Origin of the sequence: Streptomyces sp. MspMP-M5 (assembly GCF_000373585.1) — a bacterium.
In the GTDB taxonomy this organism is placed as follows: Bacteria; Actinomycetota; Actinomycetes; order Streptomycetales; family Streptomycetaceae; genus Streptomyces.
In genome coordinates this window covers 63,755-76,884 of sequence record NZ_KB891896.1, presented here as the reverse complement: position 1 = coordinate 76,884, position 13,130 = coordinate 63,755, and the positions used below count along the sequence as shown (strand labels likewise).

The 13,130-nt window shown below is 71.1% G+C and carries 12 protein-coding genes and 2 pseudogenes; 7 read left to right on the top strand and 7 right to left on the bottom strand.

Going from position 1 to position 13,130, the window contains the following annotated elements:
• Positions 1-26: 26 nt before the first annotated feature.
• Entirely contained in the window at positions 27-800 is a 774-nt protein-coding gene (locus B073_RS0120050; protein ID WP_018539867.1) for an SDR family oxidoreductase, read from the top strand.
• A gap of 114 nt (positions 801-914) precedes the next feature.
• Positions 915-2,215 (top strand): annotated as a pseudogene (locus B073_RS40470) (MFS transporter).
• Positions 2,216-2,225: 10 nt separating this feature from the next.
• On the opposite strand, the gene B073_RS0120040 reads toward B073_RS40470, so the two are convergent.
• Positions 2,226-2,714, bottom strand: coding sequence for an acyl-CoA thioesterase (locus tag B073_RS0120040; protein WP_018539866.1), 489 nt, complete (start codon positions 2,712-2,714; stop codon positions 2,226-2,228).
• Between the two features lie 144 nt (positions 2,715-2,858).
• Between B073_RS0120040 and B073_RS45790 the strand changes: the two are divergent.
• From B073_RS45790 to B073_RS0120025, 3 genes and pseudogenes are all read left to right on the top strand, one after another.
• Positions 2,859-3,014, top strand: a pseudogene (locus B073_RS45790) (nitrate reductase); the annotation flags it as partial.
• Positions 3,015-3,124: 110 nt separating this feature from the next.
• Positions 3,125-3,487 (top strand): transposase, encoded by a 363-nt coding sequence (locus B073_RS40465; RefSeq protein WP_158690166.1) that lies wholly within the window; start codon positions 3,125-3,127, stop codon positions 3,485-3,487.
• A gap of 130 nt (positions 3,488-3,617) precedes the next feature.
• A complete protein-coding gene (locus B073_RS0120025) occupies positions 3,618-4,019 on the top strand; it encodes a hypothetical protein (protein WP_018539864.1) in 402 nt (133 codons plus the stop codon).
• Positions 4,020-4,600: 581 nt separating this feature from the next.
• Here the strand turns inward: B073_RS0120025 and B073_RS0120020 are convergent.
• Positions 4,601-5,986, bottom strand: coding sequence for a uracil-xanthine permease family protein (locus B073_RS0120020; protein ID WP_018539863.1), 1,386 nt, complete (start codon positions 5,984-5,986; stop codon positions 4,601-4,603).
• Between the two features lie 368 nt (positions 5,987-6,354).
• The gene (locus B073_RS49300) at positions 6,355-6,606 is read right to left on the bottom strand and encodes a phospholipase A2 (RefSeq protein WP_420706446.1); all 252 of its coding nucleotides are present in this window, start codon (positions 6,604-6,606) and stop codon (positions 6,355-6,357) included.
• A 125-nt stretch (positions 6,607-6,731) separates the two neighbouring features.
• Here B073_RS49300 and B073_RS0120015 point away from each other — a divergent pair, with 125 nt between their 5' ends.
• Positions 6,732-7,487, top strand: coding sequence for a DUF5995 family protein (locus B073_RS0120015; RefSeq protein WP_267881425.1), 756 nt, complete (start codon positions 6,732-6,734; stop codon positions 7,485-7,487).
• 85 nt (positions 7,488-7,572) lie between these two features.
• Here B073_RS0120015 and B073_RS0120010 read toward each other — a convergent pair whose 3' ends face one another.
• Complete coding sequence (locus tag B073_RS0120010) at positions 7,573-9,279, bottom strand: flavin monoamine oxidase family protein (protein WP_018539861.1); 1,707 nt, start codon at positions 9,277-9,279, stop codon at positions 7,573-7,575.
• Positions 9,280-9,445: 166 nt separating this feature from the next.
• A complete protein-coding gene (locus B073_RS0120005; protein WP_018539860.1) occupies positions 9,446-10,252 on the bottom strand; it encodes a carbon-nitrogen hydrolase family protein in 807 nt (268 codons plus the stop codon).
• Between the two features lie 298 nt (positions 10,253-10,550).
• Between B073_RS0120005 and B073_RS0120000 the strand changes: the two genes are divergently transcribed.
• Positions 10,551-11,081: a nuclear transport factor 2 family protein gene (locus B073_RS0120000; RefSeq protein WP_018539859.1), complete on the top strand. Its 531-nt coding sequence runs from the start codon at positions 10,551-10,553 to the stop codon at positions 11,079-11,081.
• Between the two features lie 19 nt (positions 11,082-11,100).
• Here B073_RS0120000 and B073_RS0119995 read toward each other — a convergent pair whose 3' ends face one another.
• On the bottom strand, positions 11,101-11,556 hold the full coding sequence (locus B073_RS0119995) for an Lrp/AsnC family transcriptional regulator (RefSeq protein ID WP_018539858.1): 456 nt from the start codon (positions 11,554-11,556) through the stop codon (positions 11,101-11,103).
• 10 nt (positions 11,557-11,566) lie between these two features.
• Positions 11,567-13,036, bottom strand: coding sequence for an amino acid permease (locus tag B073_RS0119990; RefSeq protein ID WP_018539857.1), 1,470 nt, complete (start codon positions 13,034-13,036; stop codon positions 11,567-11,569).
• Positions 13,037-13,130: the final 94 nt, after the last annotated feature.

The window sequence follows — 13,130 nt, the reverse complement described above, 5'->3', positions numbered from 1 at the left end:
CTCCCCTACGCAAGGACGGAACCGCGATGACAGACACCACGGACATCCTCGTCACCGGCGGCACCGGCGTCCTCGGGCACGCCGTGGTCGGCCGGCTGCTGGACGGCGGGCACCGCGTCCGCTCGCTGAGCCGGCATCCGCACACCGGCATCGCGCGGCCCCGCCCGCACTCGTACGCGGTGGACCTGCGGGACGGCACCGGGCTGGCGGAGGCGGTGGCCGGGGTGGACGCGGTCGTGCACTGCGCCTCCACCCCCGCCGGCGGCGACACGGAGGCAGCCGGGCGGCTGATCGAGGCGGTGCGCCGGGCCGGGGTCCGGCATCTGGTGTACATCTCGATCGTCGGCGTGGACCGCATCCCGCTGCGCTACTACCGCGCCAAGCTGGCCGTGGAGCAGCTGGTGGCCGGGTCCGGAGTCGGCTGGACGGTGCTGCGGGCGACGCAGTTCCACGAGCTGCTGCTGCGGCTGGTCAAGGCGGGCGCGCGGTCGCCCGTCGTGCCGGTGCCGGCCGGGGTCCGCTGCCAGCCCGTCGACGCCGGTGAAGTGGCGGACAGACTGGTGGAGTTGGCACTGGGCGAGCCGGCCGGGCGGGTCGCCGACATGGGCGGGCCGGAGGTGCTGACGGCGGACGAGGTGGTCCGGATGACGCTGGCGGCGGGCGGGCGGCGCCGGCTGCCGCTGCCGGTGTGGCTGCCCGGCGCGAGCGCGGCGGCGCTGCGCCGCGGGGAGAACCTCGCCCCCGAGCACGCGGTCGGCCGGCGCACCTACGCGGAGTTCCTGGCGGAGCGGACGAGGTGAGCGAGGCGGCGCTGCGCCGCGAGCGGTGCCCGCATGGCCGGATCCCCCCTTCGAACAGGAGCTGACGCACCGTCACTCACACTGCCCTGAAGGGGACTTGATAATTTGGCGGCCATGGCTGGCAACAGCGTTCCCGGCGCCTCTCCCCGTGCCACGCTCCCCCGCCCCGACCGCCGGCTGCGTCGTGCCCGCTGGGCGATAGCGGCGGTGTTCCTCGTCCACGGCTCGGTCACCGGAAACTTCGCCACCCGCATCCCCTGGATCCAGGACCACACCCAGATCCCGCCGGGCGAACTCGGCCTGGCCCTGGCCTTCCCGGCGATCGGCGCGTCCCTGGCGATGCCGCTGGCCGGCCGGATCAGCCGCCCTCCCGCCACCCGACCTCCGCCCCCAGAAGACGGCGCTACGCGCCGAACCCGCTCAGGCGCCCGCGCCGCGCTGCGCGGACTGCTCGCGCTGTGGACGCTGTCGCTGGCGCTGCCCGCCCTCTCCCCCGACGTGTTCGTGCTCTGCGGCGCACTGCTGGCCTACGGCGGCACCTCGGGCATGGCGGACGTGGCGATGAACGCGCTGGGGGTGGAGACCGAGGACCGGCTGGGCCGGCCGATCATGTCCGGGCTGCACGGCATGTGGAGCGTGGGCGCGCTGCTGGGGTCGGCGGCCGGCACCGTCGCCGCGCACACCGGCACCGACGCCCGGCTCCATCTCGCGGTCGCCGCCGCGGTGTTGACCCTGCTCGGGGCGGTGGCCTGCCAGGGCGTGCCGGACCTGCGCAGCGCTCCCGAAGAGCATCCACCGCCGCGCTTCGCGCTCCCGCCCCGGTCGGCGCTGGTCATCGGCGCCGTGGGATTCTGCGCGGTGTTCGCGGAGGGGGCGTCGCTGGACTGGTCGGCGGTCTACCTCCGCGACCGGCTGGGCACCGGCGCGGGGCCGGCGGCCGCCTGCACCACCGCGTTCTCCTGCATGATGGCGGCGGCCCGGCTGGCCGGGGACCGGGTCGTGGCCCGGTTCGGGCCGGTGCGCACCGTCCGGGCGGGCGGGGTGCTGGCCACCGCCGGTGGCTGCTGATCGTCACCGCCGGGCACCCGGCCCAGGCGATGGCCGGCTTCGGGCTGGTCGGTCTGGGGATCGCGGTGGTGGTCCCGCTGGCGTTCGCGGCGGCCGGGCGCAGCGGCCCGGCCCCCAGCCAGGCGATCGCCGGGGTGGCGACGATCACCTACACCTCGGGCCTGATCGCCCCGTCGGCGATCGGCGGCATCGCCCAGGCGATCTCGCTGACCGGCTCGTTCCTGCTGGTGACGGCAGTGGTCTGCGGGCTGGTGGCGGGGGCGCGGGTGCTGCGGGTGCCGGCCCGTGCGGCCCCGGCGAGCGGGCCGGCACCCGCCGACCGCGGCAGCGGCCTGCGGCGCTCCTGACCGCGGCGGCTCAGGCCGCGTCGGCGCCGACGGCCGCCGCCTGCTCCGGCCGCAGCAGCTCCGCGGCGATGCCCCGGGCCCGGTCCGACCACGGCGTGGGGCGCAGCGTCTGCGGGTCGACGCGGACCAGGACGCGGTGGCCGCGGGCATGGGTCTCGGTGCCGTCGGCGGAGCAGAGCCGGAAGCCGTAGGTGAGGCCGGTGCGGCCGAGGCGCTCGACCCACAGGTGCGCGGAATAGCGGCCGGCACTGGTGACCGGGCGCTCGTAGGAGACCTTCATCTCCTTGATGACGTTGCACATGTCGCCGGCGGCGGCCCAGTCGCCGTCGAAGCCGAAGCCGAATCCGTGCCAGTACTCGGCCCAGGCCCGCTCGACCAGCAGCGGGTAGCGGGAGTTGTGGAGCATGCCGAGCGCGTCGAGGTCGTCGAAGTGGACGGTGACGGGGACCAGTTGCCCGTAGGCGACGGGGCCGGCGGCCTGGAGGGGTTCGACGCTCACTGGTGGTGCTCCTGGATTCTCGGGTGGGTGGGGTGGTGCCCGCGCCGCCGGCGGGGCCGGCGCGACAAGCCCGAGCCATCGTAAGCGGCTGCTTAGAATGCTTTGCGTCCCCCTGTGAAGAACTCCTGAACAACTGGAGCAGTCATGGGCCTCGGCGTGCGCTGGACCGTGCATGGCGACGGGCGCAACCCGGCCCCCGGCGCCGTGGTCAGACCGGACGAACGGCTCTCGTGGCCGCGCGCGGTGGGCCTGGGCGTACAGCACGTCGTGGCGATGTTCGGGGCGAGCTTCGTCGCCCCGGGTGTGCATCACTAGGCCACACCCTGGCCGGGGTCGATATGTCCCGGTCTATCGGCGGATGTTCATGAACATCCGAGATCGGGGGCTCTGCCCCCGGAAGGATGTCCACCATGGAGAGCATGGCCAAGAAGAAGCCGCGTGCTCGCCGCTCGTTCACGCCGGAGTTCAAGGCAGAGATCGTCGAGCTGTGCCGCCGGGGCGACCGCTCCGTCGGCCAGGTTGCCAAGGACTTCGACCTGACCGAGACAGCAGTGCGCCTGCGGGTCGCCCAGACCGAGACCGACGCGGGCGAGCGCGAGGGACCGACCAGCAGCGAACGGGCCGAACTGGCCGCGCTGCGGCGGGAGAACCGCCGGCTGCGGAGGACATCGAGATCCTCAGGCGGGCCACGGCTTTCTCCGCGACGGAGACCCGGTGACGGTGCGCAGGGGGTGAGCATCACCGCCACGCGGGTGGTTGGGCCAAGCGACTGAATATGGCCCGCGAGCGTTGGCTTACCGCGGGTTGTCGGCCGTCTGCACGGACAGCCGCAGAAAGATACGACTCGATCAACAGGCCGATCAGGCAAGGAGCATCGTGAAAAGACTAGCGCGGGCGGAACTGATGGTGCAGGCGGGAACCCTCGCCGCGGCATGCGGTCTGGTGCTGTTCAGCACCGGAATCACGCAGGCCCAGACCCCACCGGCAAACCCGGAAGGATCCCTGCTGAACGCCGCGATGGATTCCAATCTCGGCTCCCTCACGGCAATGCTGTCCGGCGTGCTGTGCAACAACCGCCTGCCCGACTTCGATTACAAGTCACCCAAGATCAAGTCGCCTCATCCTTGCATCGGCGGGCCGGTCAAGAGCGGCAACAGCATGAAAAGCAACAACTTCCTCAACCACGGAAACCCGGTGAACAGCGGCAACATCCAAAACGCGGCCGGCACCACCAACACCCTCAACTCCGCCAGCGGTTCCGAGTCGGGCAGCAAGAACAACATCTCCAAGCTGCTCCTCCCCTGAACCTGGCCCCGACCCGACAGCGTCCGGAAGCACACCGGATTCACCGGGACGGCCCTTTCTTGGCTGTATGAGCAAGCCGTGACACTCCGATCCCCGATCCTCGTCGGGGCCGGCGGGCGGTGAGACCGCGGCTGGAGTCCTCCGAGCCGGCGGCCGAAGCGCAGCGGCGCCGGTCGGCGCCGCGGTCCGCTGCGTCATGAGCCAGCCAGACTTCGCCGGTCGTCAGCGGATCGCACGGGCAGCGATCGCGCAGGTAGCCATCCGCTTCACCGAAGAGCCTGCGGCTTCCGGCCGCCGTCTCCTCCCGCTTCACCTCCGGCTGTGTGAGACCCCTGCCCGGACAGCCTGTGGTCCTGTACCGCCCTGCTGGGTGGCCGCAAGGCATTCAACCGACCGCTGCCTGCCGCCACCCAGGCCGCCACGAGAAGGACGCGGGGTACCGGTGTGACCCGCCGGCCACCACGAGGCGACGGCGGGTGCACCACCACCAGCAGGCGCGCTCACCCATACCACCACCGTGCGCGCAGGATGCCGGCCTCGCACTTCAAGCGGCCACCACGCAGACGATTCTGCGCAATACCTCACGCATGACGACCAACGGGGCCATCATGGTCACCGGTCCCAGTGTCCCGAAGTGGCAGTTGACGCTGACCGGCTGCGTGCGAAAGCCAGCGCAGGCCGTGGTAGCCCGTCAGGACTGTGAGCGTCCCCAGTGCGATGCCGCCGAGTTCAAAGTGCTCGGTGAACTTCAGCGAGACGCCACCGATCGCGATGATGATGCCCGCCGCGGCAGGGATGAGGTTCAAGGACACGGTGAAGTCGACCCTGTTGCGGATCCAGATCTGGGCACCGAGCAGGCCGATCATGCCGTAGAGGATGACCGTGATGCCGCCCAGCACCCCGCCGGGGATCGCGGCCACCACCGCGCCGAACTTCGGGCACAGGCCGAAGAGGAGCGCGAAGCCGGCCGCCGCCCAGTAGGCGGCGGTGGAGTAGACGCGGGTCGCCGCCATCACGCCGATGTTCTCGGCGTAGGTCGTAGTAGCAGGGCCGCCGACCGCGGTCGACAGTACTGTTGCCGTGCCGTCAGCGACGATGGCCAGGCCCATCTTGTCTTCGAGAGGGTCTCCGGTCATCTCACCGACTGCCTTGACGTGTCCGGCGTTCTCCGCCACCAGCGCCACCAGGACAGGCAACGCCACCAGCACTGCGGAGGCCGAGAAGTTCGGTGCGTGGAACGTGGGCAACCCGATCCAGTCAGCCTTTTCAACGCCGGAGAAATCGATGCGCCAGTGGTCGGTCACTTTCCCCGCGCCATTGGCTGAATGAATCATTCCCGTGGTGCGGTCGAGTACCCAGGACAACACGTAGCCGAAGACCAGGCCGAGGAAGATCGCAATCCGGGACCAGAAGCCTCGGAGCACAACCAGGGCAAGGCCGGTGAACATCATGGTTGCGAGAGCCGTCCACTGGTCCTGTGGCCAGTAAGTCGACGCCGTCACGGGAGCCAGGTTGAAGCCGATCAGCATCACCACGGCACCGGTCACCACCGGCGGGAGAACTGAGTGGATCACGCGCGGCCCGAGAACATGAATGACGATGCCGCAGCCTGCCAGGGCGGCGCCGACCACGAGCATCGCACCCGTCAAGGTCCCCGCGTCTCCTCCTTGACCAGCGATCACGGCGGATACACCGACGAAGGAGAGTGACGACCCCAAGTAACTCGGGATGCGTCCGCGGGTCATGACCAGAAAAAGCACCGTGGCAACGCCAGATGCCATGAGGGCGAGGCTCGGATCCAACCCCATGAGAACCGGAGCAACGAAACATGCACCGATCATCGACACCACATGCTGTGCTCCGAGCGCAATCGTGCGCCCCCATGTCAGGCGCTCCCCGGGCCTGACGACCTCCCCCGGCTTGAGGTGCCGCCCATCTCCGTGAACCTTCCACCCCACGCCGACCATGACCACTCTCCACTTCTGCGACGCCCTGCACGTCACAGAGCCGAGGGGATTCATAGTCGAACAACGGCTTCAGGACAAACCAGGCCCGCTTGGTCGGCCCTCCGCGGTGCTGATGCTCCTGTCCGTCTCGACGAACATAGCTGCCTGGCGAGCCGCCGATGCTGCGCATCAGCCACCGGAAGACGTCTTGGGGACGTTTCCAGCCTGCCGTCGATCCACGGCCCGGGCTTCCCGTGGTCGGCGGTCCTGGTGGCGCTGCCGGTCGTGATCGCGCTGGTGGCGGAGAACGCCGGGCACGTCAAGGCGGTCGGTGAGATGACCGACGACCCGAGGCACAATTGCCGACCTTCTTCACGGCCTCGTAATCTTCAGATCCGCAGGGCGGGCGCGCTGCCCACACGCGGCTTATCGGCGGAGAAAGTGTCCGCCTTATTGTCGTCGCGACAGCCGAAGTCACGCCGGGCACAGGGGAGTTCGCAGGATATGCCGAAGGGTTTGTCCGGGGACTTGCAGCAGTAGCCGCTGGACCAGCCGAAACCGCAGGCGGCACCTTTGGGCCGATCGTTGCGGGCCGCCGGCCCGACGCTCCGGGGCACCGATCGACCGCCGGAATTCCGCATCGCATTCCGGCGGCTTTTCCTGGGGTGCCGAAGCCTCAAGACGGCGCGCCGATTATTACCCCGATCCGGTCAACTCTCCATGGTCAGCGGCATATTCGCGGGTATCCTGATGTCACGCTGAGCGGATGACGACCCTTCAGCAGAACGGCGAAACGGGCCCGCGGCGCACCACCGCGGCACCCGCCGCCCGGCCCCCTTGCACCACCGGACCTGCGACGACAGCAGGGGTGGCACACGTCCTGGCGCGGATGCGGGCACTGGACCAGGTGTTGCCCGCCGACGACGGGGTGGCGGTGTTCAACCGCGTCTACCTCGCCGTCACCGAGGCCGTCGCGCAGCAGGTGGGCGGCGGCGCCTTCGAGGACCCGAAGGCCGCCGGCGAACTGGACGTCCGGTTCGCCCGCCGCTACTTCACGGCGGTGGACGCCGACGCCACCGGGCTGCGGCCGCCGGCCTGCTGGCGGCCGCTGTTCCAGCTGCGGCGACACCCCCGGGTCCGCCCGCTGCAGTTCGCCCTGGCCGGTATCAACGCGCACATCGGCCACGACCTGGCCCTGGCCGTCGTGGACACCTGCCGGGCCCTGGAGTGCGAACCACCCGCCCTGGAAGGCGACTTCGACCGCATCGGCACCCTCCTCACCGGCCTGGAGGAGGGCATCCGCGAGACCCTGATGCCCGGTCCCGACCTCCTGGACATCGCCGATCCGCTCACCCACCTCATCGGCTCGTGGAGTCTGGAGAAGGCCCGCGACGGCGCCTGGGCCGCGGCCCGGATGATGTGGGGCGTCCGCCGGCTCCCGGAGATCGCCGAGGAGTTCGCCGACCGCCTGGACGCGAGCGTCGGCCTGATCGGACGCTGCCTGCTGACACCACTGGGATAGGGCCGGGCACTGGGGGCGGGTGCGGGCGGCCGGGCTGTAGCCCGGCCGCGGACGTGCGCGGGGCAGGACGCCCGGGCCCGGACGCTCAGTCCTCCGGGAGCTCCACCGGCGCGATCTCGTCGTAGACGTCGCCGGGGCCCGGGTTGGCCGCGTCGGTGCCGCCGCCGAGGTGGTGCATCACGCCCCACACCGCGTTCAGCGCGGTCTGGATCGCACCCTCGGCCCAGCCCGCCGTCCAGGAGATGTCGTCGCCGGCGAGGAAGATGCCGCGCTTGTCCTCGGGGAGCAGCTCCTGCATGAAGTGGGTGAACAGGCGCCGCTGATAGCGGTAGTGGCCGGGCAGGTTGGCCTTGAACGCGCCCATGAAGTAGGGCTCGTTCTCCCAGGAGACGGTCACCGGGTTTCCGATGATGTGCTTCCGGATGTCGACCTTGGGGTAGATCTCGCCGAGCGACTTGAGCATGACCTCCATGCGCTCGTTCGCCGACAGCGGCAGCCACTTCAGGCTGTCGTCGCACCAGGTGTAGGAGAGGCAGATGACGGCCGGCTGGTCCGGGCCGTTGTCGAGGAGGTACGTCCCGCGCGTCATCCGGTCGGTGAGCGTCATCGACATGACGTCGCGGCCGGTCTCCTCGTCCTTGTCCAGCCAGAACGGCCGGTCCACGGGGACGAACAGCTTGCTGGACTCCATGTAGTGGGTGCGCTCGATCGCCGTCCAGTGGTCGATCGGGAACAGGTCGTCGTCGCACTCGATCTTCGACAGCAGCATCCAGCTCTGCGCGGTGAAGACCACCGCCTTGTAGGAGCGGATGTCGCCGGAGGCGTCGGTGACGGTGATGCGGTTGCCGGCGGTGCGGTGCAGCCGGGTCACGGCCGGCCGGGGCGCGCCGTCGTGCAGCGAGGACAGCGAGGTGCCCGGCGCCCAGTGCACGATCTTGCGCGGCTCGCGCTCCCACAGGCGCAGCGGCAACTGCTGGGAGCCGCCGACGATGCCGCGGTGGTGGTCGTCGGCCTCGGTGTAGACGACCCGCAGGATCTCCAGGATGGAGTTGGGGAAGTCGGTGTCCCAGCCGCCGGTGCCGAAGCCGACCTGGCCGAAGATCTCGCGGTGCCGGAAGGACGTGAAGGCCGAGGAGTCGCAGAGGAAGCCGTAGAAGGTCTGGTTGTCGAGCTTCTCGACGAGCTTCGCCCAGATCTCGCGGATGCGCGGGACGTCGCGCTCGCGCATGGCCTGGTTCATGTCGGAGAAGTCGGCGCCCTCCTCCAGGCAGGCGTTCCACGCCTCGGCGACCTGGCGGTAGACCGGCGGCAGGTCGTCGAGGGTCTCGGCGTAGTGCGACTCGCCCTTGAGGTCGACGACGGTCGACGGGGTGGACTCGGCCAGCGGGTTGGGGAACGGCCTGGTCGTAAGGCCCACCAGGTCGATGTAGTGCTGGAGGGCGGTGGAGGACGGCGGGAAGCGCATCGCGCCCAGCTCGCAGTTGAGCTCCGCTTCGCCCTCGGCGGCGGAGCAGCCGTCGAAGCCGACGGTGCGCAGCCGGCCGCCTATCTGGTCCGCCTCGTAGACGACGGGCCTGAGGCCCATCTTCATCAGCTCGTACGCGGTGACGATGCCGGAGAGGCCGCCGCCGACGATGGCCACCTCGGTGCCGTGCTCGGTCGCCGGGATCTGGCCGAGGCCCGCGGGGTGCGCGAGGAAGTCGTCGTACGCGTAGGGGAAGTCCGGGCCGAACATGGTGATCGGCGGCTGCGCGGCGGTGTGCGGGACGGCGGGGGGCACCGTGGACGTCATCGGGGCGGACTCCTTGCGGGCGGGGCGGGCGTAACGGGGCGTATCGGGCGCGGGCGGGCGGGCCGGGGCGCACGGGTACGCGAGGGGCGGGACGGGGGTGATCGGGGCCGGCGGGGAGGTGTCACCGGTCGGCCGGTGTACGGGGCGCGGGGCGGCGCCGGTCGGTTCAGGCGAGGTCGGTGTAGAGCTCCGGCCTCCGGTCGTGCAGATAGGGGTTGTTCGCCCGCGCCTCCTTGAGGAAGGCCGGGTCGACGGCGGCCTGCACCAGCTGCTCGGAGCGTCCGGCGCGGGTGCGGACGACGCCGTCCGGTCCGGCCAGGCAGCTGAGGCCGACGAACTCGAACTCGCCCTCCGCGCCGACGCGGTTGACGTACGCCACGTACATCTGGTTCTCGAAGGCGCGCACCGGGATCATCTGCTCCGGCACGATCTGGAAGGGGTGCATCTGCGCGGTGGGCACCAGCAGCAGATCGGTCCCGGCCAGCGCGTGCGCCCGGACGTTCTCCGGGAACTCCACGTCGTAGCAGATCAGCAGGCCGATCCGGATCCCGTCCAGCTCCGCCTGGACGACCTGCCGGTCGCCCGGGGTGAACCACTCGCGCTCGAAGCAGCCGAAGAGGTGCGTCTTGCGGTAGTTGGCGAGCGGGGTGCCGTCGGGGCCGATCAGCCGGGCGGAGTTGTAGACGACGCCGTGCTCCTCGGGGTCGCGCTCCGGGTAGCCGTAGAGGACCGCGATCCGGTGGGCGGCGGCGATCTCCGCGACGGCCCGGGCGCTCGCGCCGTCGGCCGGCTCGGCGAGGCGGTGCAGATCGCCGCCGATCGCGTAGCCGGTGAGGAACAGCTCGGGGCAGGCCAGCAGCCGGGCGCCGGTCGCGGCCGCCGCGCGGGCCGCGTCGTCGAGGGCCTTGAGGTTGTGCGCCACATCGCCGGGCCGTCCCGAACTCTGGAGCAGGGCGGTGTGCAACGGCGACATGGGACCCCTCGGCGGTGGCGGTTCGGGCGGGACGCAATGACGGTACGGGCCGCCGCCGACCCCGGACAAGGTGCCGGCGTTGCACGGCGACGGACGATTCGTTGCGCGTTCAAGGGCTGCCGCGGCGATTCGTTGCGCGGCGCATCGCCGCTGGCCGGCGGCGCGTCGACGGGGTGACGCAGGCCACTCGCGACGACCGCCGCCCCACCCGCCACACCGCACGGCCGCACCGGCCCCGGATCGCCCCCTCGCCACCCCCACTTGACCTCAAGCCCACTTGAGGTCACAAGATCGCCGCATGACCGCACACGAGACCGCGCCCACCGCCCCCGCCGGTTCCCTCGCCGAGGCCACCCGGCTCCCCGTGGAACGGCAGCTCCAGCACCTCACCGACCGCGCCGACATCACCGACCTGCTGGACCGCTGTCTGCGCTCCCTGGACGAGGGGGTCTTCGACGAGGCGTGGGGCCGCGCCTTCTACACCGAGGACGCCACCGCCGAGATGCCGATCGGCACGGTCCGCGGGCGGGACGCCGTCGTGGCGCGCATCCGGGAGGGCATGGCGCTGTTCGACCGGACCGTGCACCTGGGCGGCAGCCCCGTCGTCGAGATCGACGGCGACCGCGCCACCGCCCGCGCCGGCCAGTTGAGCACCCATGTCCTGGCGGACGGCTCCGAGGCGCTCTTCGTCTCGGGCGGGCACGCGGAGACCGAGCTGCTCCGGACCCCGGACGGCTGGCGGATCGCCGCCTCCGCGCTCCGCGTCGTATGGACCCGCGGCACGCCACCGCGCCTGCCGGCGGGCATGGGCCCGGCGACCGCCGCGTAGGACCGGCCTGCCGCCGCTTCTAGCGGGGCGCCCCGGAACCGTAGCGGCGCAGCAGCGGGGAGAGGACCAGGACGGACTTGGTGCGCTCGACGAAGGGTTCACCGGCGATCCGCTCCAGGACCCGTTCGAAGTGGCGCATGTCGGAGGCGAAGACCTGCACCAGGGCGTCCGCCTCGCCGGTGACGGTGGAGGCGGACGCCACTTCGGGGTAGCGCGACAGGCCGCGGTGGATCGCCTCGGGCGAGGTGTTGCGGCGGCAGAAGATCTCGATGAACCCCTCGGTCTCCCAGCCGAGGGCGGCCGGGTCGACGCGCACCGTGAACCCGGTGATCGCGCCGTCCGCCCGCAGCCGGTCCACCCGGCGCTTGACCGCCGGTGCGGACAGGCCGACCTCCTGGCCGATGTCCGCGTAGCTGCGGCGGGCGTCCTCGGCGAGGGCGTGGACGATGCGTTCGTCGAGATCGTTCAGTCGCACTACGGGTGGATCACTTCTCTGCGGTGGCCAATCGGGAGCGGCGCATGCCGTAACCGAAGTAGATCACAAGGCCGACCGCCATCCAGACACCGAAGACCACCCAGGTCACCGGGCCGAGGCGGGACATCATGAAGGCGCAGAGCAGGAAGCCGATCGCCGGGAAGAGGGGCGAGAACGGCGTGCGGAACGCCCGCGGCATGTCCGGCCGGGTCCTGCGCAGCACGATCACGGCGATGTTGACCAGCGCGAACGCGAAGAGCGTGCCGATGCTGGTGGCGTCCGCCAGCTCGCCGAGCGGCACCGCGGCGGCGAGCACACCGCAGAAGAGGGAGACGATCACGGTGTTGACCCGGGGCACGCCGGTCCTGGCGTGCACCTTGGAGAACGCCTTGGGCACCAGGCGGTCGCGGGACATCGCGAAGAGGATCCGGGTCTGGCCGTAGAGCACGGTCAGTACGACGCTGGCGATGGCGACGACGGCGCCGAAGGCCAGCAGGACCGACCAGTAGTCGTGCCCGGAGACGGACTTGAGGATGCCGGCCAGCGCCGCCTCCGCGCCCTTGAACTTCTGCCACGGCAGGGCGCCCACGGCGATGGCCGCCACCAGGCAGTACAGCGCGGTGACGATCACCAGCGAGAGCATGATCGCGCGCGGCAGGTCGCGCTGCGGGTTGCGGGCCTCCTCACCCGCGGTGGAGGCGGCGTCGAAGCCGATGTAGGAGAAGAACAGGGTGGCGCCGGCGGCGCTGACGCCCGCCATGCCCATCGGCATGAAGTTCGCGTAGTTGCCGGACTTCACGCCCTGGAAGGCGACCGCGCAGAACATCAGCAGCGTGACGATCTTGACGACCACCATGATGGTGTTGGCCCGGGCGCTCTCCTTGGCGCCGCCCAGCAGGAACGCCATCGCCAGCAGCACCACCAGCAGCGCCGGCAGGTTGAAGTAGCCGCCCTGTCCCGGCGGTGCGGAGAGCGCGTCGGGGATGGTGAAGCCCAGCGTCCCGGCGAGGAACTCGTTGAGGTACTGGCCCCACCCGACCGCGACGGCGGCGACCGATACGCCGTACTCCAGGATCAGGCACCAGCCGCAGACCCAGGCGACCAGCTCGCCGAGGGTGGCGTAGGCGTAGGAGTAGGACGAGCCGGAGACGGGGATCGTGCCGGCCAGCTCGGCGTAGGAGAGCGCGGAGAACAGCGCGGTGATGCCGGCGATGACGAAGGACAGCACGACCGCCGGGCCGGCGGCCGGGACGGCCTCGCCGAGGACGACGAAGATGCCGGTGCCGAGCGTGGCACCGATGCTGATCATGGTCAGCTGCCAGACGCCCATCGAGCGGCGGAGCGTGCCCCCCTCGCCCTGGCCGCCCTCGGCGACCAGCCGTTCGACCGGTTTGCGGCGCAGCAGCCGGGTGGCGACTCCGCCGGCGGGCGGCGGGGAATAGCTGTCCCCGGGGGGCGGGGCGGCGCCGTTCTCCAACACTGGGGCTCCTTCGTCGCTGCCGGTCGGACGGACACGTTCCGGCACATTGCGGTGACGGGACCGCGGCGGCCGGGCAGGCAGGAAGAACCACCCT

Coding starts and splice junctions, on each gene's coding strand:
- B073_RS0120025 (WP_018539864.1), top strand. CDS start 3,618: ATGGTGCAGGCGGGAACCCTCGCCGCGGCATGCGGTCTGGTGCTGTTC.
- B073_RS0120010 (WP_018539861.1), bottom strand. CDS start 9,279: ATGACGTCCACGGTGCCCCCCGCCGTCCCGCACACCGCCGCGCAGCCG.
- B073_RS0120020 (WP_018539863.1), bottom strand. CDS start 5,986: ATGGTCGGCGTGGGGTGGAAGGTTCACGGAGATGGGCGGCACCTCAAG.
- B073_RS0120050 (WP_018539867.1), top strand. CDS start 27: ATGACAGACACCACGGACATCCTCGTCACCGGCGGCACCGGCGTCCTC.
- B073_RS49300 (WP_420706446.1), bottom strand. CDS start 6,606: ATGCGGAATTCCGGCGGTCGATCGGTGCCCCGGAGCGTCGGGCCGGCG.
- B073_RS0120005 (WP_018539860.1), bottom strand. CDS start 10,252: ATGTCGCCGTTGCACACCGCCCTGCTCCAGAGTTCGGGACGGCCCGGC.
- B073_RS40465 (WP_158690166.1), top strand. CDS start 3,125: ATGGAGAGCATGGCCAAGAAGAAGCCGCGTGCTCGCCGCTCGTTCACG.
- B073_RS0120015 (WP_267881425.1), top strand. CDS start 6,732: ATGACGACCCTTCAGCAGAACGGCGAAACGGGCCCGCGGCGCACCACC.
- B073_RS0120000 (WP_018539859.1), top strand. CDS start 10,551: ATGACCGCACACGAGACCGCGCCCACCGCCCCCGCCGGTTCCCTCGCC.